We start from the raw sequence: 18,732 nt of genomic DNA, 5'->3' as shown, positions 1-18,732 counted from the left end.
GAAATATATGGATAAAAAACCATTATTTATCATTTGAAAATAGGCTGTTTTTTAAAAGGAAATGGATAAATAAAACAATTAAAAGTTTAAATTTTCTCAAAAAAGAGAAAGGTAGAAAGAATATGATATATTCATGCTATCCAATCATTATTTTTAGGGAGAATAGGGAAATGACAAACAACAATCAAATAGGTGAAAATAAGGAACAAACTATTTTTGATCATAAAGGAAATGCAATTATGACAGAAGATAGGGAAATACAAATTATTTCAAAATTCGAAGAACCTCTTATTGTCGTGTTAGGAAATGTATTAAGTGATGAAGAGTGTGACAAATTAATTGAATTGTCTAAAAATAAATTAGCACGTTCTAAAGTTGGTTCATCACGTGATGTAAATGATATTCGAACGAGTAGTGGTGCATTTTTAGATGATAATGAACTTACTGCGAAGATTGAAAAACGAATTTCATCTATCATGAATGTTCCTGTTTCGCATGGAGAAGGATTACACATTTTAAATTATGAAGTGGATCAACAATATAAAGCACACTATGATTATTTTGCCGAACATAGTAGATCAGCTGCTAATAATCGTATTAGTACGCTTGTCATGTACTTAAATGATGTAGAAGAAGGCGGAGAAACTTTCTTTCCGAAATTAAATCTTTCTGTGCACCCTAGAAAGGGAATGGCAGTATACTTTGAGTATTTCTATCAAGATCAATCACTAAATGAGCTTACGTTACACGGAGGGGCACCTGTAACGAAAGGTGAGAAATGGATTGCAACGCAGTGGGTGAGAAGAGGTACTTATAGATAAAGCGAGTATGTTACGTTTTGTTCTTCAGTGTATAAGAAGAACAAAACGTTTTTTTATTAAATAAAGTAGCATCTTTCGTTATAATAACAAGTAATACATGACGATTGAGAGGAACGAAAATGAAATCTATATACATAACCGGCTATATGGGAGCTGGGAAAACAACAATTGGAAAAGCATTAAGTAAAGAACTTCATATGGATGTTATAGATACAGATCAAAAAATTGAAGAGAAGCAAGAGAAGGAGATTCGTGATATTTTTGCCGAAGAAGGTGAAATGGCTTTTCGGGAATATGAAAGTGAGATGTTACGTTCACTACCTGTTGAAAATGTAATCATTACAACTGGCGGCGGAATCATTGAGCGAGAGGAAAACCGAAAGTGGATGAAGGAAAATGGAACTGTCGTGTATTTATATTGTGATCCACATGTAATTGCAGAAAGGCTTCGTGAAGATACGACACGTCCACTATTTCAGAAGAAAGATATAGATGCATTTGTAATGAAATTCGAATTGCGCCGAGCTTATTATGAAGAGGCCCATATCCATATTGATACGACGAATAAGTCTGTAAAGCAAATTATGGATGAATTAAAAGAAAAGATTAATGAATAAAAAAGTGGACATACTAATCAAGTAGAGGTGATGATAATATGTCTACTAATGATTATGTTCGCTTTGTGACACAGCAGTTTGTGTCGTATATGGATGCTCCAAAAGAAGATCGTAAACAAAAGAAAGAACAACGCCGTGCTGAAAAAGAGCCATTTATGAATAAGTGGTTTGGTGTTATGCCGCTAAGTGCTGCTTTGTTTTATCAAAACGTAAAAAATAAAAGAAAAAAATCAAGTTAAAGATTTCGTAATATGTGTAGCAAAATGAAAATCCCCTAGTAGCATCATACTACTAGGGGATTTTCATTTACTGCATAGACTCTTTTTCTTCTGTAACGGCATGTATTTTATTGTTCACCCAGACAAATCCAATTCCGATACAAATGGAAATACCCCATCCAACGGCGGTCATAATTGCTCTCATTTCACCGTAGCCATCTACACCGAAAACAGAGATGAAATAAATTTTTAAGAAGCTTTTTAATATGAATTGTAGACCGAAAAAGAGCGTTAAATATTGCAATGCTGGATAGATACGACTATCACGATACAGTTCACGACTTTTATCACGGTCATGGCCTTGCAGTGCAGCAATATCTGCTGCGAAATATAACATAAGTGGTTTTTTTATAAAAATTGTGCATATAACGATAATACCGAGTACGATGTGATAATACGCATCGTTCCACAACATTCGTTCAGCTGATCCAGATAATAGATCTACCGTTGTATTAGAAATGAGTGTAATTAAAATAAAGAACCCTGTTACGTTAAACTGTTTTTCTTTTTTAAAGGTATACAGTGTATAAATAATCCCCGGAACAGAGGAAAGTAACATTGCGTAATAAGGATCGATATAAGGTTTTGCAAATTTCCAAATGAGGAATGGGATTACGAGATAAAAGACAAGATCTAATATAGCTTTTTTATTTTGATTCATACAAATCCTCCTTAAGTCATACATATATTTTATAATATAATTTCTGAAAATTGTATAAGGTTTAATAGGAAAAGGAAAAATATATCACTTTTTGAGGGAGTAGTAGATTGAAAAAAATACCCCTAGCGTAGTAAGTTTTTTTAGTATATAATAAAGGAAACGCTTTCATTTCTAGTTTGTTCACAAAATGGACGGAAAATCACATATTTACTATCGATATGTTGCTTTATAATGAAACTAATTAAATATACATGCATACAATATTGTGAAATAAATAACATAAATAATCTATATAAATGTAAACGTTATCAAAAGAGAGAGGTGGAGACAATGAGTAAATTTTTCTTCAATCATAATCCAGCAACAGTAGAGGATGGAAGGCTTGTTAAGTATGCTGAAATTATTTATGGAGAAGGTGGCCGTTCTGTATTAGAAAATTTAATGGTGAAGGCATCTATCAGATTGCGTGATCGTTATCCGAATAAATCTGACGAGCAGATCTCGAACCTAGTAAATAAAGGCATCCATGATATGTTTCAAAAATATGTGAGTGAGTAAGAAGTAAGAGTAGCTAACGGCTGCTCTTATTTTTTTGTATAAGGATGGTGTCTCTAGCTGAAAATAAGGGTGTATTTTGAAAGATATAAAAAGGAGGGGAAATAATGAGCAATGGAATTGGTCGTTCAAAAGAAAATCTTCCAACTGATGCTAATCATGTGAGTGCAAAGGATCGTGCGCATCAAAAACGCATGGCAAAGCAAAAACAACAAGAGCGTAATGGCGATAGAGGATAACTCAAAAAAGCTCCTTCTAAAACAGAAGGGGCTTTTTAAGTTAGAAAATGATTTGCCGTAACATAAAAGAGTCCACCGTTAATAATTTGCACTGTAATACGGGGTTCGTATTGTTCTTGCAGTGCTTGTTTTTCAATTTCATAGCTTTCAGGAAGTTCATCACTTTCTTCATAAAAGCGATTTAAAAGATCTAAATCGTGATTCCAGCGCACTCTTGCTTCTTTTGCCCACGTATGGTCATCTTCTGCAATAATGTTTTTTAAAGCATCCTCTATGCGTTGTAAACCACTTTGCGGTTTAATAATAGGAGAGAGCGTAAAACAAAAGTCAGGTATTTTCGGTGTAAGTTTAATTTTAGTTAATGTTTCATGAAAGTTTGCAATCATTGTGCCAGAAATAAGATGAATTCCAATGGAGTGGAGGATATCTTTTTTTCGATCACATTGATAGGAAACTTTTATATTTATACCAAGCCACGGATGGAGCGGTGTATGTGTCGACCCGCTATGCCATACTTCCTCATATAAGCGTATGTAAGAGCCTAATTCTTTTGTCGTTTGAAAAATTTGATGAAGACGTGGCGAACCGTAGTGAATAAGCTCACCATCGTTTTCTTCATTTTCTGGATTTGTAATAAGAGTAAGGCGCATCGGATTCGGTACGCCTCCTGTTTTCTCAAGATAGTGCCAATAAAAAGGACGGTTCATTAATAATTTATCCATCTCAATTGTTAATTGTACGTCTAATAAGTGAGGAGAACGTTCTAAAATTTCACAGTTATTCGCCTCAAAAAAATTGTATAAGTAATTATGAATTTCATGTTGCTGCATAGCCTTGCACCTCAGCTTCGTTTCGTTTCGCAAAGTCGATAATAGATGTTAAGTTTTCCATCTTAATTCGGATTTCTCCTTCGCTTTTTGATTGCGCAAATATTTCTTGAATGTGTGCATCGATATTTTTCATATTAATTCTCGTTAAAATTTCATCCAGCTCACCGATCACACGCTCAAATAAATTGATTTTTTCATATAACAGTTTCAAAATATGTTCTTCAACAGTATGTTTTGTAGCTAAGTTATAAATATGAACATCATTCTTTTGACCAAGACGGTGAATACGTCCGATTCTTTGTTCCAGACGCATTGGGTTCCATGGTAAATCATAATTGATCATATGGCTACAAAACTGTAAGTTAATTCCTTCACCACCAGCTTCCGTTGCGATTAGCACTTGAGCATGATTTTGGAAAAGTTCCTTCATCCAATCTTTCTTCCCGCGTTTAAATCCACCGCGGAATGGGACGGAAGAAATACCGTGTTGTTGTAAAAACCATTGTAAGTACATTTGTGACGCTCGATATTCTGTGAAGATGACGACTTTATCATCAATTTCTTTTATAAGCTCTAGCGCTTTATTTGCTTTTGAGTTAAAAGGAATATGATTAATTTTGTCCATTAGCACATCAATATGCGGATCTTTTACGTAATGTTCATTTTCCTTCTGTCGTTTTTCTACATGTTTTTTTAATGAATAGTAAACAGCCTCACGACTACTACACGCTTCCCGTTTTAAAGTTAACGATGAGAAAGCTGATGTGAAGGCATCTTGTCCTCGCCAATTTTCAATATTGTTATACAAATCTTGCTCTTCTTCATTAAACTCAACAAAAATTGTACGTACATGTCTCTTTGGCCAATCAATTCCGGTATTGTGACGTCGATTTCGGACCATCACTTTGTTAATAAGAGCTTTTAAATCTTCATCTGATTCGGCTGAACGATTTTTTGAAGCGTAATATTCTTCAAAGTTGGACTGATTGCCTAAATGTCCTGGTTTTAATAAAGAAACGAGGTTAAAAATTTCATCAATCTTATTTTGAACAGGAGTAGCGGTTAATAATAAACAAAATTTCTTTTTTAATCGCTGTGCAAATTCATAGTTTTTTGTTTTATTATTTTTAAGTTTATGTGCTTCATCGATAATAATAAGGTCATATTCTAAGTTCAAAACGATATCACGATGTGGTGAACGTTTTGCAGTATCAATTGATGATACAATCACATCGGCCTGTTCCCACGAGTAGCTTTTCTTTTGAGCTACAGCTGGAATGAAAAACTTTGTATTTAATTCGTATGCCCATTGTGATACGAGAGAGGCTGGAACGAGTATAAGTACTTTTTTCACAAGGCCGCGGACCATATATTCTTTTAAAATAAGTCCAGCTTCAATCGTTTTTCCAAGTCCTACTTCATCTGCTAGAATCGCTTTACCATTCATCTGTTCAATAACATTTTGAGCGACTTCTAATTGATGAGGAAGTGGTGTGAAATGAGATAAATGTTTCGGTGCTTGTAATCCATCAAAAGTAGGAACAAGTAATGATTTTTCTGTTTCATAAGCTAAATGATATAAATCCCAGTTTGTCCAAGGACCATCTTCGTCAATTCTATTTAAAAAATTGTTTTGCCACGTTCGATCTATGGAAATATCGACATTCATTACGACTCTCCCACCTTTTATAAATTAAAGTAATATATGAAAAACTCTTTACTATATAAGCCTTGTAATAAGGCGTTATTACACTTACTGAAAGGTAAACAATAAGTAAAGATAAAGGACTAAATCTTAAAAACTGTATGTAATAAGATTAAGCGTAAAAAATTCTAAATTATTTTTTATGCTAGAATATTGATGAAATATAGCGAATAATGTTAGGATAATGGTGTGAAATGTGTGGAATCTTTCGTATTTTATCCAAGAAAGTGATTTTTTATTTACGCTTTCATAAAAAAATATAATGAGATTCCGTATATCCTATCTTTTTAGAATGAAAATGTTTAGAAATGAGTAACAACTTTTATTGATTTGTCAGAGCATAAGGGGGAGAGATCATGATTACATTACAACGTACACCGTTATTTGATGTATACGCGAAGTATGGTGGGAAAACAATCGACTTCGGTGGTTGGGAGTTACCAGTTCAATTTTCAAGCATTAAAGAAGAACATGAAGCTGTACGTACAGCGGCAGGTTTGTTCGATGTGTCTCACATGGGAGAAGTTGAGGTAAAAGGTGTAGATAGTTTAGCATTTTTACAACGTGTTGTTACAAATGACGTATCTACCTTAAAGGTAGGAGGCGCACAATATACAGCAATGTGCTACGAAAATGGTGGTACAGTAGATGATTTATTAATCTACAAACGTGGTGAAGAAGACTATTTATTAGTTATCAACGCATCAAATATCGAGAAAGATTACGAATGGTTAGCTAGCCATGTAATTGGCGATGCGACAGTAGTCAATGTTTCTAGTGAAGTTGCACAGCTTGCAATTCAAGGACCAAAAGCAGAAGGCATTTTACAAAAAGTTGTGTCAGAAGATTTGAAAGAAATTAAGTTCTTTAAATTTAAAAACGATATTCTTGTAGATGGAATTCCAGCACTTGTATCTCGTACAGGTTATACAGGTGAAGATGGATTTGAAATTTACTGTAAGAGTGAAGATGCTGCAAAACTTTGGGAGAAACTTCTTGAAGTTGGAGCAGAAGAGGGCTTAAAACCATGTGGTTTAGGTGCTCGTGATACACTTCGTTTCGAAGCAACATTACCACTTTACGGTCAAGAATTATCAAAAGATATTACACCGGTTGAAGCTGGAATTGGCTTTGCGGTAAAACCAAATAAAGAAGCAGACTTCTTTGGGAAAGCGACTTTAAAAGAGCAAAAAGAAAACGGTGCGCCTCGTAAGTTAGTCGGCATCGAAGTAATTGAACGTGGAATTCCTCGTACGCATTACCCTGTATTTATTGGAGAAGAAAAAATTGGGGAAGTAACGAGTGGTACACAATCTCCAACGTTAAAGAAAAGCATTGGTTTAGCACTAATTGATGTAAAATACGCAGCAGTTGATACAGAAGTAGAAATTGAAATTCGTAATAAACGCGTCAAAGCAGTAGTTGTTCCAACACCATTTTATAAACGTTCAAAGTAACGGGGAGAGGGGTAGATTTCATGTTGCATCGTTATCTTCCAATGACAGAAGAAGACAAAAAAGAAATGTTACAAACGATCGGCGTTCAAACGATCGATGAGTTATTCTCTGATATTCCAGAGAGTGTTCGTTTTAAAGGGGATTTAAAAATTAAAGAAGCAAAATCAGAGCCAGAGCTTTTAAAAGAGTTATCTCAAATGGCTAGTAAAAATGCGAACTTAAAAGAATACGCTTCTTTCCTAGGAGCAGGCGTATACGATCATTATGCTCCAGTAATTGTAGATCATGTTATCTCTCGCTCAGAATTTTATACAGCTTACACGCCATACCAACCGGAAATTTCACAAGGGGAATTACAAGCAATTTTTGAATTCCAAACAATGATTTGTGAGTTAACAGGAATGGATGTAGCAAACTCTTCTATGTACGACGGAGGTACAGCTTTAGCTGAAGCGGCAATGCTAGCAGCTGGCCATACTCGTAAAAAGAAAATTCTTGTATCTAGCGCAGTTCATCCAGAATCAAGAGCTGTACTTGAAACGTATGCAAAAGGTCAACATCTTGAAGTTGTTGAAATTAATCATAAAGATGGTGTAACAGATTTAGACGTATTACAAAGTGAAGTAGATGATACAGTTGCTTGTGTAATCGTTCAATATCCAAACTTCTTCGGACAAGTTGAAAAATTAGCTGATATTGAAAAAATCGTTCATCAACAAAAATCATTATTTATCGTTTCTTCAAATCCATTATCATTAGGCGCATTAACACCACCAGGAAAATTTGGTGCTGATATTGTCATCGGTGATGCACAACCATTTGGTATCCCAACGCAGTTTGGTGGACCACACTGTGGTTACTTTGCAACGACGAAAGCATTCATGCGTAAAATTCCAGGACGTCTTGTCGGGCAAACTGTAGATTCAGATGGTAAACGTGGATTTGTATTAACGTTACAAGCACGTGAACAGCATATTCGCCGTGATAAAGCGACGTCTAACATTTGTTCAAACCAAGCGTTAAATGCATTAGCAGCTTCTGTTGCAATGACAGCACTTGGTAAACAAGGTGTGAAAGAAATGGCACGTCAAAACATTTCTAAAGCACAATATGCAAAACGTCAATTTGAAGCGAAAGGCTTCACAGTTACATTTGCTGGACCATTCTTCAATGAGTTCGTTGTAGATTGCAAGCGCCCAGTGAAAGAAGTAAACGATGCATTATTACAAAAGAATATTATCGGCGGTTACGACCTAGGCCGTGATTATAAAGAGCATGAGAACCATATGCTTGTAGCAGTAACTGAGCTTCGTACAAAAGATGAAATTGACACACTTGTAAACGAAATGGGGGCTATCCAATGAAGAATCAAGACCAAGCACTTATCTTTGAAGTGAGTAAAGAAGGACGCATAGGATATAGCTTACCAAAATTAGATGTAGAAGAAGTGAAACTAGAAGATGTATTTGAGAGCGATTATATTCGAGTAGAAGATGCAGAGCTACCAGAAGTATCTGAACTTGATATTATGCGCCACTATACAGCACTTTCAAACCGTAACCACGGTGTTGATTCTGGTTTCTATCCACTTGGATCTTGTACGATGAAATATAATCCGAAAATTAATGAGAGTGTAGCTCGTTTCGCAGGATTTGCAAATATTCATCCGTTGCAAGATGAAAAGACAGTACAAGGTGCAATGGAATTAATGTACGATTTACAAGAGCATTTAATTGAAATTACAGGTATGGATACTGTTACTTTACAACCAGCAGCTGGTGCACACGGAGAATGGACAGGCTTAATGTTAATTCGTGCATACCATGAAGCAAATGGTGACTTTAACCGTACGAAAGTAATTGTTCCTGACTCTGCTCACGGAACGAATCCAGCATCTGCAACTGTAGCTGGTTTTGAAACAATTACGGTAAAATCAAATGAACATGGTCTTGTTGACTTAGAAGACTTAAAACGTGTTGTAAATGAAGAAACAGCAGCACTTATGTTAACAAACCCTAATACATTAGGTTTATTCGAAGAAAATATTTTAGAAATGGCAGAAATCGTCCATAACGCAGGCGGTAAATTATACTATGATGGTGCAAACTTAAATGCGGTATTAAGCCAAGCGCGCCCAGGAGATATGGGATTTGACGTTGTGCATTTAAACCTTCATAAAACATTTACAGGTCCTCACGGCGGCGGTGGCCCAGGTTCTGGTCCAGTAGGTGTGAAAGCTGATTTAATTCCGTACTTACCAAAACCAATTTTAGAGAAAACGGAAAATGGCTATCACTTTAACTATGATCGTCCAGAAGCAATTGGGCGCGTAAAACCATTCTACGGTAACTTCGGAATTAACGTTCGTGCATACACATACATTCGTTCTATGGGTCCAGATGGCTTGCGTGCAGTAACAGAGTATGCGGTATTAAATGCGAACTATATGATGAGAAGATTAGCACCATTTTATGATCTTCCATTCGATAGACATTGTAAGCATGAGTTTGTATTATCAGGTCGTCGTCAAAAGAAACTTGGTGTACGTACATTAGATATCGCAAAACGTCTGCTTGATTTCGGTTACCATCCACCAACAATTTACTTCCCATTAAATGTGGAAGAATGTATTATGATTGAGCCGACGGAAACAGAATCAAAAGAAACTTTAGACGGTTTCATTGATAAGATGATTCAAATTGCTAAAGAAGTAGAAGAAAATCCAGAAGTTGTACAAGAAGCACCGCATACAACAGTCATTAAACGTTTAGACGAAACGATGGCTGCACGTAAACCAGTTTTACGTTATGAAAAGCCAGCTCCTGTACAAGTTTGATTAGAATAACAAAGGAAGAACTCGCTATATGCGAGTTCTTTTTTTGTATGGAGAATTTGTTCCGCAATTTGTGACCTGGTAATCAGTAGAGATGAACAAAAACACCCACTGATTAAAGTTTCACTTTATGCAGAAGTGGTGAAGAAAATGTTAAAAATTTATATTTTTTGTTTCATAATGGTGTAAAGAGGCAGTTTTATAGGTGATTTTGTTGAAAAAGTCAGTTTGATAAAAGTATTTATTTTTGTTAGAATTTTATTGAAATTAAGAAGATGTGATGAGGCAAAAATTACTCATTTTTATGTATATGTGAAAAAACGAGCAAGACGGGGGTGAAAGTGTGGGATATCGATGTTATAGAATGGTATACCATTTAGAAAATGGAGAAACAATTAAAGATGTAAAAGAATTTTGCTATCGAGACCAAGGAAAAGTGTTAGAAAGAGTAGCGCATCGTGTAATGGATAATAGAGAAGTGACGGCAATTGATAAGCAAGGAACGATCATTTCAATAGCATGTGAGGACATTGTAAAGGTGGAACTTGATTACATAACAGAAAGTTAACCTTGAGTCATATCGAATTATTCGATAAAATATACTGTTGAATGGTGAAGTGAGAAGAGAGGAGTTTATCATGGGTAGTACAAGACACTTTTATATGTTTATCTTAGCGTTTGTTCTTGTTGTGGCATTAACGATTTATTTAATTGTTGATAGCACTTGGTACAACACAGTTCATCCGGCGTTCCTTCTGTTTATGTATGTAGGAATTGCGGTAGTGAGTTTCGGAATGAGAGATGAGATGTTAGATCGCTTTGAAAAGTGATACATATACGAAAGACCAACAGGAAAATGTTGGTCTTTTTTTCTTGCCAAAAATAGGATGATGTGTATATACTGTATATATAAGGTATATACAGTATATACACACTGGAGGAAAACATGAATATTATTATTTCGAATTCTTCCCAAGACCCTATTTATGTACAGATAAGAAAACAATTAAGCCAGCTTATTTTAAATGGTGGTTTAAAGGGTGGAGACCAATTACCGTCTATTCGTAGCTTAGCAAAGGAATTACAGATTAGTGTAATTACTACGAAGCGTGCGTACGAGGAGCTTGAGAAAGAAGGATATATAGAAACTGTTGCTGGGAAGGGGACTTATGTTTCACGTAAAAATAATGAACTATTAAAAGAACAAAGGCTTCGTCTATTGGAAAGTAAAGCGGAAGAGATTGTAAATGAAAGTAAAGCGTTACAGCTTTCACTTGAAGAATTACAGCAGATGATTGCGTGTTTATATGAGGGGGAATAAGAGATGTTAGAGTTAAAAAACGTATGTAAAAGTTATGAAGATTTTGCAGTAAAAAATATAAGTTTTACATTACCACGCGGATATATTATGGGATTTGTCGGACCGAACGGGGCCGGGAAAAGTACGACGATCAAAATGATTATGAATTTAATTCGAAAAGATAGCGGCGATATAAAAATTTTTGGCAAGGACAATAAGAAAGCCGAAAAGGAAATAAAGCAAAATATCGGCTTTGTATATGATGAAAATCATTATTACGAAGATTTAACGTGTGAGCAAATGAAGCGTATTATTGCACCGTTATATAAAAAGTGGGATGAAGAGCAGTATCAATCGTATATGCATAGATTGCAAGTTCCGAAGTATAAAAAAATTAAAGAATTATCAAAAGGAATGAAAATGAAATTTGCGATTGCCATCGCGCTCTCGCACCACGCAGAATTTATCATCATGGATGAACCAACAGCAGGATTAGATCCAGTTGTTCGAAGTGAATTACTTGATATGTTGCAAGAAATTGTAATGGAAGATGAAGTATCGGTATTATTCTCAACGCACATTACAACAGATTTAGAGCGCATTGCAGATTATATTACGTTTATCAACGATGGAGAAATTATATTTACTGGTGAAAAAGAAGACTTGATGGAGAACTACGTAATCGTAAAAGGAAGTAATGATTTATTAGATCGAGAAGGAAAAGAACTATTTGTTGGATTACGAAAAAATAAATTTGGTTTTGAAGGTTTAGCGAAGGATAAACAAGCAATTATTGACTGGTTTGGAAATGAGGTTGTACTAGAAAAGCCTACATTAGATGATATTATCGTTTACACTGCGAAAGGGAGAGGTGCCTATGCGTCAGCTCATTTATAAAGATTTGTTCTTTTTTCGGGTGATGTGGTTAGTGTATTTAATTATGCCGTTTGTATTATTTATGTTAGACCCAAGTGTTGAATTGTTATTTTCGATGAGTTGTCTATTTATAACCCTTTCTTCCGTTATGACGTTAACCTTTATGGATGAAAGGAATAAAAGTGACATTATTATAAATAGTTTGCCGGTAAGTCGAAAGGATATCATAATTGCTAGATATATTTCCTGTGCAATATTTATTATTGGTGGCATGCTCTCTACGATGTTAGTTGTTTTTCTTATAAGGGGCATTGCGGTTATTGGTGATATCGGTGTATATCATCCTAATTTATACATTGAAATTCCGTGGTATGAAGTAATAAATGGAGCTGTTTACGCCATATTTTTTGTTGTAACATTCTTTCCTAGTTATTATGGTACAAAATCGAAGGTAGTAAGAAGTATAGTATCAGCAGCCTCAATAGGAGTGGGAGGGATACTTTGGATATTTATTAGTGATGGGCTAAATGAAACAGCGCTTTCATTCATTGAATGGATTATGAATCCTATGCATGTTGCTGTATTTATAGCTGGATTTATTACATTAGTTAGTATTTATATCGTTTCTATGTTCCTTACAATTAAAATTTATGAAACGCGTGATTTATAGAGAGGAGAATTTATATGCAACAGTTGATTTTGAAGGAGTTTTTCTTACAGAAGAAGATGTTTCCTTTCTATTTTTTAATCCCTATTTTATCTATTTTTAAGGATTCCGTCGAACCAATGGGGATTGCAATAGGATTATTTATAACATGTAGTACGATTATATATATTTCTTTTTATTATGAAGAGAAAAGTAAAGCAGAAAAAGTATTAGTGAGTTTGCCTATAACGAGAAAAGAAATAGTTATAGCTAAATATATTTCAAGCACATTATTTATTATGGTTGGTTTGAGTGTAACTTTTATAGTCGTAATATTAGGAAATATTTTATTGGGCAGGGATATAGTCATGCCTGGATATGCAATATTTTCAGCAATAGTAGCAACTTTGATCTATTGTATTGTAACGATACCTGCTAATTACATTGGAGGATATAAAGCTACTTCTGTTTTGAATGTTATTATGGTTTTGCCTTTAACAGGTATGATCGGTCTTATGTGCAATGTTTTTGGTGATAAAACAATTATGTTAAAAGTACTTCAATCTGAAGATGCTACACTAGCAATGGGTGTTCTTGGAACCGGAGTGTTAGTAAGCGTATTCATATCAATGATTCTCTCAATGAAGATGTTTCAGGCGGTAGAGTTATAGAAGGGGCATTTTCATATTAGGAGGTGTAATACATGATCAAGCAATTAGTTTTAAAAGATATGATGATGCAAAGAAAGTTAGGGTTTGTTTATCTTATATGTTTCTTGTTCCTACTCATTGTTGGTTTTCGCAGTGATAGTTTTTTGATGACATTTAGCATGTTTGTACCTGCTCTTGGCATAATACTCTCAATGAGTTATGAGGGGAAAAATAAAAGTGAAACGATAGTAAATAGTTTACCGTTTGAGCGTAAAGATATTGTAATAGGGAAATACATATTTGTAAGTGTTTTAGTTGCTCTAGGTGGATGTTTCTCACTAGTAGTTGGTTTCATACAGTTACAAAATGAACATATGACTGGATTTATGCTGTGGGGACAAATTCTCGGTGGTATAACAGGTGGGGTTGTTTGTAGCATAATTGTACTTCCGATTGAATTCTCAGTAGGATATAGCAGTGCAAAACAAATTGCTCCGTTCGCCGGACTTGCATTGGGGTATTTAAGTGGACTGATTGTCAGTAACGTCTGGTTAGATGTAGAGAATGTTTGGAACACGAGTCTAGTCGTAAATATTTGTTTTATAGCAGGACTCATTCTTTTGTATATTATGTCCATGTTGCTTTCAGTTAGCTTATATAATGAGCGTGATTTATGAGGGGAGGAGTAATCGTGAGGCAACTCATAATAAAGGATTTTATCATGCAATGGAAGCATTTAATATGGTACTTAATATACCCTCTTTTCTTGTATATGACATTAACAGATATTAAAAGCTTTTACGTAATTATGTCAGCTATAATTCCAGTTATAGCAATTTTAAAAACATTTAATGATGATAAAAAATATGATGGTGAAGTAATGTTAAATAGTTTACCGCTAGCAAAAAAAGAAATTGTAGTAGCTAAATACATAATGGCACTTATTGTTTTTATTATAAGTATGATAGTGTCTAGTCCTTTAGTAATCAATCAGTTTGAGGGTGGAACTTTTGAATTTATAACGACAACATTAGTTACGATTACTGGCTTTGTTTTTATATATTTAAGTCTTGTCTTACCGATATCGTTTTGGTTAGGATATAAAAAATCTATTTTTATTACGATTTTTATACTAATGGCACCGATTGTTATTGTAGAAATGTTCTTTCAAGTTAACATAGAACAAATTCATTTACATAATGGAGTAGTGTTAATTTGTTCTATTTGTATGTTGCTTGTATCTGTACTTGCTTCAGTAAAGCTATATGAAAAAAGAGAATTTTAAAAGGTGCCCTATAAAAGGCACCTTCTTCAATAACGACAATAGGAAAGTAAAAGTTTATCCCGCTTTAACGGGCAGTAAGACCCCCACCTCAAAATTCAGTGGAAGCAAAGAAGTTAGGTGGGGGATCAACTGTCCGTAAAAGTCCGATTGGTTCAACTAATAATCAGTGGGGATGAACAAAACCCCCACTGATTAAAGTTTCACTTTATAAACAGAGAGGTTACTCGGTACAACATCTTTTGGAGTATGTAATATAAAGCTGAAAACGATAACGAGAATAAGAAAGAGGAAAAATAAAAATAGGATCTGCTTATGTATAGAATTTTGCATATTATTCACTCCTTTTTTAGGTAGTATGTCCAAAAGAAAGGAGTGTATGAAAAATTTTAGGAGGGGAGAATGATGAACAAAAGAAAATGGTTATATAGAATAGGGGTATTTTTCGTTTCAATCGGTCTCATATTAGCAAATGTTTATTCAGATATACCACCGCTATTTCCAAGTTTGCATAAAGGGATTGGTATAAGTATTGTCATAGTTGGTCTTCTTTGTCTTATCACATCAAACGTCTACAGAAAGTCTGAATGAATATAAAAAAGGACAGTTACTCTTTTTCAGAAGAACTGTCCTTTTTAAATAACTTATTCCATAGCTTGGCGATGCTCCATATAATAACGATTGCAATGGAGGCAATAATGGACCAAACGATTGATATTATTTCAAGTGTCATGTTAGGAAGGAATGTGAGAATGGATACTACTTTATGAAACAACCATTCTATTATGTGAAAACTTATTTGTAATAGAATGACGATACCAAGTGTGATCCATGCTAACAGTTGCTTCCCTTTTTCTTTCCACATGACATTCACCTCACGTTAGCTCAATAGTTTTAAGCCAACAGCGCCGCATAGAATGCAGCTTAAGAAAGCAAGACGACGCCAATCCGCTGATTCGCGGAAAATAAGGATGCCTAGAAGTGCACTTCCGGCAGTTCCGATTCCAGTCCAAATCGCGTAAGCAGTTCCCATCGGTAATGTGTTCATCGCAAGGGATAAGAAGAAGAAGCTTACGCCGAAGTTAGCGATTAGAATAACTTTTGGTGCCCAGCCTTTCTTTTCAGTGGCTACTTTCATAAAGAGTACACCAATAATTTCACAAATACCAGCTAGAATTAAAAATACCCAAGCCATTTTATGCGGCCTCCTTCGCTTCTTTTTCTTCTGTTACTCGTTTTAAACCAATTACGCCAAAGAAGATTAAACCAATTAATAATACTTTTACGATAGAGAATGGCTCTCCGAAAACAAAAATTTCTGTAAGAACGATTCCACCAGCTCCAATTCCAGTGAAGACTGCGTATACAGTACCAACAGGTAAATCTTTATAAGCTCTAAATAATAAGACGAAACTAATTGTAATTAATAACGCAACACCAGCCCATTCAAGTGGAGCCTCCGCGTGTTTTAATCCAATTACCCAAAAGATTTCAATAATACCAGCTAAGATTACATATATCCATGCCATATGTCATTTCTCCTTCCTACCAGTCGTTAGGTAAAGGGCTTAAAAACGACGCATTGCAAAGGAGCAATCCGTCAGTTTGAAAGTCCACGCCAAAATACTTTCCAAGAAGCGTTTAAACGTGTCTCAAAGCGATTTAAACCTGCGTATAGTAGTTCAACCATAAGACCGTCAAGTAAGCATAGGAAAGCCTCTAAGGCGTCTTTTACTTCAATGTTATGCAACTCATCTTGTTCGCTTGCTCTTTTAAATACAGGGAATAAAAGTTTTCCGACGTTTTCAATGTGTACATTCGCTTTATTAATAATTTGTTCGCGAAATGCATCAGGCGGAAAATAAGAAGTTCGCAACCAAAACATTGATTCTTCACTTTCACCAAATCGTTTTGCATAGCCCTTTAGTAATTGTAAGAGCAATTCTTCAGTAGACGAATTTGAAAACTTTTCGATATCGCCAGTGAAGCTCTGTAAATCTTTTTGAAGAGCGGATTCTAAGCATATAAAATATAGCTCTTCTTTTCCTTTAAAGTGTGCGTAAATTGATGGTTTTTTAATCCCGACTTCTTGAGCAATATTTGCTAATGAAGTTCCTTCGTAGCCGTAGCGTGCGAAATGAGAAAGTGCTACAGCTTTAATGCGGTTTGCTGTCATTTTCATCCCCTACCTACCGTTCGTTAGGTTTATTATATGCGAGTGAAAATATAAAGTCAATAGGTGAAGAGCTGAATAAGAGCGCTATAGGTAACGCTCTTATTAGACAGTATCTCGTTCGATTAAATGGAATGAAAGCTCTTTTGCGTTCCCGATAATTTGCTCGCTTTGGATTTGTTTATGGAATAAAGAAAACGCATGTGAGCCCATTTCGAGACCGGGATGTTCAATTGTTGAAATTTCTAACGCCTTTGAAATTTCATGATTATCAAATCCGAGGATAGCAAGATCTTCGGGTACTCGAAGACCTTGCTTTCGAGCCTCTGTTAATAAACCAGCTGCAACTTGATCGTTCGCTGTAAAAATAGCGGTTGGACGATTTTTCATGTTTACAATACGATGGAGTATTTGTGCACCGTCTTGCATTGTATAGCATTGATGAAAAATCCATTCGGGATGTAACTTTTTGCCTTCGTTACGAAGTGTATCAGCAAACGCTTTTTCACGTTCCATAGAATTTACACTTGTTTTTCTTGCTAAACAAATCCCGATTTTTTCATGACCTTTATTGAGTAAATAGGCGGTGCCGAGACGGAAGCCTTCATAATGATCTACGTAGACAGATGAAATGAGGGGGTGTTGCATTTTTTCGCATGAAATAATAGGAGCGAATTTTGCGAAAGGTTCAATTTGTTCCCATGAACTCGTTCGAGAGCAAATAATCATCCCGTCGAATTGTTTCATTTTCATCATTTCAAGAACACGAATTTCTTCGATACTATCGTAATTCGTTTGACATAAATTAATATGATATCCAGCTGCTAACGCTTCGTTACCGATTCCTTCAATAATGGTACTGAAGTATGGAAGGTTAATGAAAGGGAGCATAACACCGATCGTATATGTTTTTCCTTTTATTAAATGAATAGCATTTATATTTTTGGCATAGTTCAATTCTTCAACAGCATCTAGAACACGCTTACGTTTTTCTTCTTTTACGTAAGGGTGATTATTCAGGACGCGAGAAACAGTTGATATGGATACACCAGCGGTTTTTGCAATTTGTTTTATATTGGCCATATGTATCACCTCTCTCCTTATTATAAAGGGAAAATAATAAGAATGAAAAAATCTTGACCTGAAAAGCTTTTCACAAACTATGTTATAAATATGACTTCTGTTATTCGCGTAACCTTTTTATTTGGGCGTGAGAATGATAGGGGTCTTTCTTGCGTCTATAAAAGAAGTTTTGTCAAAATGTGTGAGAATAACGTGGAAAGTTTTCAAATGAAAAAACTAGCTGAATTATTCAGCTAGTTTTTGTATGTTATTATTTCTTTTTAATTTTCCCAGTCCACGTTTTGAATCCACCTTGTAATTGGTAGAAATCTTTGTATCCTTGTTTCTTTAAGTATTGAGCCGCACGACCAGTACGGAATCCACTTTGACAGTATAAGTAAACTGGTTGATCTTTACGAAGTTCTTTATGACGAAGGCGAATTTGTGATAACGGAATGTTACGTGCGCCTAAAATATGCCCTGCAGTATATTCGTCTGCTTCGCGAATATCGATAAGCTGTGCTTTACGGTAGCCAGCGCGAAACTCTTCTTCTGAAAGTGTTGTAATTAATTTCTTCTGATAGAAATACATCCATACAGTGTAACCGATGAACGCTACGATTACGGCTAATAAAATAATCCAAGTTGTTGACACGATTCTATCGCTCCCTTTTTTCTTATCCTACTTTCAATATTATAATGCCCGTATGTATTTATGCAACAGATTCATTTGTATATAAGAAGAAA

General features: G+C 35.0%; 27 protein-coding genes. 17 read left to right on the top strand and 10 right to left on the bottom strand.

Annotated elements, in window-relative coordinates:
- The first annotated feature begins 170 nt into the window (after positions 1–170).
- The 3 genes from EGX95_RS19980 to EGX95_RS19970 all read left to right on the top strand — a co-directional run bounded on the left by EGX95_RS19980 (position 171) and on the right by EGX95_RS19970 (position 1,677).
- Entirely contained in the window at positions 171–821 is a 651-nt protein-coding gene (locus EGX95_RS19980; RefSeq protein WP_000183848.1) for a 2OG-Fe(II) oxygenase, read from the top strand.
- Between the two features lie 119 nt (positions 822–940).
- Positions 941–1,438 (top strand): shikimate kinase AroK, encoded by a 498-nt coding sequence (aroK, locus tag EGX95_RS19975; protein ID WP_000836625.1) that lies wholly within the window; start codon positions 941–943, stop codon positions 1,436–1,438.
- 38 nt (positions 1,439–1,476) lie between these two features.
- Positions 1,477–1,677, top strand: a complete 201-nt coding sequence (locus EGX95_RS19970) for a YqzE family protein (protein ID WP_000106079.1) — start codon at positions 1,477–1,479, stop codon at positions 1,675–1,677.
- 67 nt (positions 1,678–1,744) lie between these two features.
- Here the strand turns inward: EGX95_RS19970 and EGX95_RS19965 are convergent, their stop codons facing one another.
- Positions 1,745–2,377, bottom strand: coding sequence for a VC0807 family protein (locus EGX95_RS19965; protein ID WP_001073109.1), 633 nt, complete (start codon positions 2,375–2,377; stop codon positions 1,745–1,747).
- 140 nt (positions 2,378–2,517) lie between these two features.
- Complete coding sequence (locus EGX95_RS19960; protein WP_002028452.1) at positions 2,518–2,634, bottom strand: hypothetical protein; 117 nt, start codon at positions 2,632–2,634, stop codon at positions 2,518–2,520.
- Between the two features lie 73 nt (positions 2,635–2,707).
- Between EGX95_RS19960 and EGX95_RS19955 the strand changes: the two genes are divergently transcribed.
- Positions 2,708–2,935 (top strand): hypothetical protein, encoded by a 228-nt coding sequence (locus EGX95_RS19955; protein WP_000032702.1) that lies wholly within the window; start codon positions 2,708–2,710, stop codon positions 2,933–2,935.
- A gap of 104 nt (positions 2,936–3,039) precedes the next feature.
- Positions 3,040–3,171, top strand: coding sequence for a hypothetical protein (locus tag EGX95_RS30940; protein WP_000064661.1), 132 nt, complete (start codon positions 3,040–3,042; stop codon positions 3,169–3,171).
- Positions 3,172–3,206: 35 nt separating this feature from the next.
- Here the strand turns inward: EGX95_RS30940 and EGX95_RS19950 are convergent, their stop codons facing one another.
- Both EGX95_RS19950 and EGX95_RS19945 read right to left on the bottom strand, forming a co-directional pair.
- Positions 3,207–4,001, bottom strand: a complete 795-nt coding sequence (locus EGX95_RS19950) for a YqhG family protein (RefSeq protein WP_001183972.1) — start codon at positions 3,999–4,001, stop codon at positions 3,207–3,209.
- Complete coding sequence (locus EGX95_RS19945; RefSeq protein WP_001100023.1) at positions 3,988–5,670, bottom strand: DEAD/DEAH box helicase; 1,683 nt, start codon at positions 5,668–5,670, stop codon at positions 3,988–3,990. Before EGX95_RS19945 ends, EGX95_RS19950 begins: the two co-directional genes overlap by 14 nt.
- 392 nt (positions 5,671–6,062) lie before the next feature.
- Here EGX95_RS19945 and gcvT point away from each other — a divergent pair, with 392 nt between their 5' ends.
- From gcvT to EGX95_RS19885, 12 genes are all read left to right on the top strand, one after another.
- A complete protein-coding gene (gene gcvT / locus EGX95_RS19940; protein ID WP_000631772.1) occupies positions 6,063–7,163 on the top strand; it encodes a glycine cleavage system aminomethyltransferase GcvT in 1,101 nt (366 codons plus the stop codon).
- 20 nt (positions 7,164–7,183) lie between these two features.
- Entirely contained in the window at positions 7,184–8,527 is a 1,344-nt protein-coding gene (gcvPA, locus tag EGX95_RS19935) for an aminomethyl-transferring glycine dehydrogenase subunit 1 (protein ID WP_000903230.1), read from the top strand.
- The gene (gcvPB, locus tag EGX95_RS19930; RefSeq protein ID WP_000795699.1) at positions 8,524–9,999 is read left to right on the top strand and encodes an aminomethyl-transferring glycine dehydrogenase subunit 2; all 1,476 of its coding nucleotides are present in this window, start codon (positions 8,524–8,526) and stop codon (positions 9,997–9,999) included. Before gcvPA ends, gcvPB begins: the two co-directional genes overlap by 4 nt.
- A 361-nt stretch (positions 10,000–10,360) precedes the next feature.
- A complete protein-coding gene (locus EGX95_RS19925; protein WP_000262495.1) occupies positions 10,361–10,564 on the top strand; it encodes a DUF3929 family protein in 204 nt (67 codons plus the stop codon).
- Positions 10,565–10,634: 70 nt separating this feature from the next.
- Positions 10,635–10,826 carry a hypothetical protein gene (locus EGX95_RS19920; RefSeq protein WP_000535935.1) on the top strand — a complete coding sequence of 64 codons (192 nt, stop codon included), beginning with the start codon at positions 10,635–10,637 and terminating at the stop codon, positions 10,824–10,826.
- A gap of 116 nt (positions 10,827–10,942) precedes the next feature.
- Positions 10,943–11,317, top strand: coding sequence for a GntR family transcriptional regulator (locus EGX95_RS19915; protein ID WP_001021352.1), 375 nt, complete (start codon positions 10,943–10,945; stop codon positions 11,315–11,317).
- A gap of 3 nt (positions 11,318–11,320) precedes the next feature.
- Positions 11,321–12,193, top strand: a complete 873-nt coding sequence (locus tag EGX95_RS19910) for an ABC transporter ATP-binding protein (RefSeq protein WP_000891295.1) — start codon at positions 11,321–11,323, stop codon at positions 12,191–12,193.
- Positions 12,174–12,842, top strand: coding sequence for an ABC-2 transporter permease (locus EGX95_RS19905; protein WP_001249430.1), 669 nt, complete (start codon positions 12,174–12,176; stop codon positions 12,840–12,842). The genes EGX95_RS19910 and EGX95_RS19905 overlap by 20 nt, the downstream gene beginning before the upstream one ends.
- A 14-nt stretch (positions 12,843–12,856) precedes the next feature.
- Positions 12,857–13,489, top strand: a complete 633-nt coding sequence (locus EGX95_RS19900; RefSeq protein ID WP_001186547.1) for an ABC-2 transporter permease — start codon at positions 12,857–12,859, stop codon at positions 13,487–13,489.
- 32 nt (positions 13,490–13,521) lie between these two features.
- Complete coding sequence (locus EGX95_RS19895) at positions 13,522–14,145, top strand: ABC-2 transporter permease (RefSeq protein WP_000595385.1); 624 nt, start codon at positions 13,522–13,524, stop codon at positions 14,143–14,145.
- A gap of 14 nt (positions 14,146–14,159) precedes the next feature.
- Positions 14,160–14,753, top strand: coding sequence for an ABC-2 transporter permease (locus EGX95_RS19890; RefSeq protein ID WP_001249399.1), 594 nt, complete (start codon positions 14,160–14,162; stop codon positions 14,751–14,753).
- Positions 14,754–15,152: 399 nt separating this feature from the next.
- The gene (locus EGX95_RS19885; RefSeq protein ID WP_001993331.1) at positions 15,153–15,341 is read left to right on the top strand and encodes a hypothetical protein; all 189 of its coding nucleotides are present in this window, start codon (positions 15,153–15,155) and stop codon (positions 15,339–15,341) included.
- Between the two features lie 16 nt (positions 15,342–15,357).
- Here the strand turns inward: EGX95_RS19885 and EGX95_RS19880 are convergent, their stop codons facing one another.
- The 6 genes from EGX95_RS19880 to EGX95_RS19855 all read right to left on the bottom strand — a co-directional run bounded on the left by EGX95_RS19880 (position 15,358) and on the right by EGX95_RS19855 (position 18,640).
- Positions 15,358–15,615, bottom strand: coding sequence for a DUF3975 family protein (locus tag EGX95_RS19880; RefSeq protein WP_000265378.1), 258 nt, complete (start codon positions 15,613–15,615; stop codon positions 15,358–15,360).
- Positions 15,616–15,630: 15 nt separating this feature from the next.
- The gene (locus EGX95_RS19875; RefSeq protein WP_000312623.1) at positions 15,631–15,945 is read right to left on the bottom strand and encodes a DMT family transporter; all 315 of its coding nucleotides are present in this window, start codon (positions 15,943–15,945) and stop codon (positions 15,631–15,633) included.
- 1 nt (position 15,946) lies between these two features.
- The gene (locus EGX95_RS19870) at positions 15,947–16,279 is read right to left on the bottom strand and encodes a DMT family transporter (RefSeq protein WP_000312349.1); all 333 of its coding nucleotides are present in this window, start codon (positions 16,277–16,279) and stop codon (positions 15,947–15,949) included.
- Positions 16,280–16,350: 71 nt separating this feature from the next.
- Positions 16,351–16,932 (bottom strand): TetR/AcrR family transcriptional regulator, encoded by a 582-nt coding sequence (locus tag EGX95_RS19865; protein WP_002028459.1) that lies wholly within the window; start codon positions 16,930–16,932, stop codon positions 16,351–16,353.
- A 96-nt stretch (positions 16,933–17,028) separates the two neighbouring features.
- A complete protein-coding gene (locus EGX95_RS19860) occupies positions 17,029–18,006 on the bottom strand; it encodes a LacI family DNA-binding transcriptional regulator (protein WP_001273970.1) in 978 nt (325 codons plus the stop codon).
- A gap of 250 nt (positions 18,007–18,256) precedes the next feature.
- Positions 18,257–18,640: a rhodanese-like domain-containing protein gene (locus EGX95_RS19855; protein WP_000108655.1), complete on the bottom strand. Its 384-nt coding sequence runs from the start codon at positions 18,638–18,640 to the stop codon at positions 18,257–18,259.
- Positions 18,641–18,732 lie beyond the last annotated feature (92 nt).

Source organism: Bacillus sp. FDAARGOS_527, assembly GCF_003812125.1.
Lineage (GTDB): Bacteria > Bacillota > Bacilli > Bacillales > Bacillaceae_G > Bacillus_A > Bacillus_A paranthracis.
This window is presented reverse-complemented; position numbering and strand designations above follow the sequence as displayed.

Excerpts from the sequence above, each read along its gene's own strand:
- EGX95_RS19875 (WP_000312623.1), bottom strand. The coding sequence starts at position 15,945 with ATGGCTTGGGTATTTTTAATTCTAGCTGGTATTTGTGAAATTATTGGT.
- EGX95_RS19905 (WP_001249430.1), top strand. The coding sequence starts at position 12,174 with ATGCGTCAGCTCATTTATAAAGATTTGTTCTTTTTTCGGGTGATGTGG.
- EGX95_RS19980 (WP_000183848.1), top strand. The coding sequence starts at position 171 with ATGACAAACAACAATCAAATAGGTGAAAATAAGGAACAAACTATTTTT.
- EGX95_RS19870 (WP_000312349.1), bottom strand. The coding sequence starts at position 16,279 with ATGGCATGGATATATGTAATCTTAGCTGGTATTATTGAAATCTTTTGG.
- EGX95_RS19915 (WP_001021352.1), top strand. The coding sequence starts at position 10,943 with ATGAATATTATTATTTCGAATTCTTCCCAAGACCCTATTTATGTACAG.
- EGX95_RS19900 (WP_001186547.1), top strand. The coding sequence starts at position 12,857 with ATGCAACAGTTGATTTTGAAGGAGTTTTTCTTACAGAAGAAGATGTTT.
- EGX95_RS19970 (WP_000106079.1), top strand. The coding sequence starts at position 1,477 with ATGTCTACTAATGATTATGTTCGCTTTGTGACACAGCAGTTTGTGTCG.
- EGX95_RS19925 (WP_000262495.1), top strand. The coding sequence starts at position 10,361 with ATGGTATACCATTTAGAAAATGGAGAAACAATTAAAGATGTAAAAGAA.
- gcvT (WP_000631772.1), top strand. The coding sequence starts at position 6,063 with ATGATTACATTACAACGTACACCGTTATTTGATGTATACGCGAAGTAT.
- gcvPA (WP_000903230.1), top strand. The coding sequence starts at position 7,184 with ATGTTGCATCGTTATCTTCCAATGACAGAAGAAGACAAAAAAGAAATG.
- EGX95_RS30940 (WP_000064661.1), top strand. The coding sequence starts at position 3,040 with ATGAGCAATGGAATTGGTCGTTCAAAAGAAAATCTTCCAACTGATGCT.
- EGX95_RS19950 (WP_001183972.1), bottom strand. The coding sequence starts at position 4,001 with ATGCAGCAACATGAAATTCATAATTACTTATACAATTTTTTTGAGGCG.
- EGX95_RS19880 (WP_000265378.1), bottom strand. The coding sequence starts at position 15,615 with ATGTGGAAAGAAAAAGGGAAGCAACTGTTAGCATGGATCACACTTGGT.
- EGX95_RS19895 (WP_000595385.1), top strand. The coding sequence starts at position 13,522 with ATGATCAAGCAATTAGTTTTAAAAGATATGATGATGCAAAGAAAGTTA.
- aroK (WP_000836625.1), top strand. The coding sequence starts at position 941 with ATGAAATCTATATACATAACCGGCTATATGGGAGCTGGGAAAACAACA.
- EGX95_RS19860 (WP_001273970.1), bottom strand. The coding sequence starts at position 18,006 with ATGGCCAATATAAAACAAATTGCAAAAACCGCTGGTGTATCCATATCA.
- EGX95_RS19920 (WP_000535935.1), top strand. The coding sequence starts at position 10,635 with ATGGGTAGTACAAGACACTTTTATATGTTTATCTTAGCGTTTGTTCTT.
- EGX95_RS19885 (WP_001993331.1), top strand. The coding sequence starts at position 15,153 with ATGATGAACAAAAGAAAATGGTTATATAGAATAGGGGTATTTTTCGTT.
- gcvPB (WP_000795699.1), top strand. The coding sequence starts at position 8,524 with ATGAAGAATCAAGACCAAGCACTTATCTTTGAAGTGAGTAAAGAAGGA.
- EGX95_RS19945 (WP_001100023.1), bottom strand. The coding sequence starts at position 5,670 with ATGAATGTCGATATTTCCATAGATCGAACGTGGCAAAACAATTTTTTA.
- EGX95_RS19865 (WP_002028459.1), bottom strand. The coding sequence starts at position 16,932 with ATGAAAATGACAGCAAACCGCATTAAAGCTGTAGCACTTTCTCATTTC.
- EGX95_RS19965 (WP_001073109.1), bottom strand. The coding sequence starts at position 2,377 with ATGAATCAAAATAAAAAAGCTATATTAGATCTTGTCTTTTATCTCGTA.
- EGX95_RS19960 (WP_002028452.1), bottom strand. The coding sequence starts at position 2,634 with ATGCATGTATATTTAATTAGTTTCATTATAAAGCAACATATCGATAGT.
- EGX95_RS19910 (WP_000891295.1), top strand. The coding sequence starts at position 11,321 with ATGTTAGAGTTAAAAAACGTATGTAAAAGTTATGAAGATTTTGCAGTA.
- EGX95_RS19955 (WP_000032702.1), top strand. The coding sequence starts at position 2,708 with ATGAGTAAATTTTTCTTCAATCATAATCCAGCAACAGTAGAGGATGGA.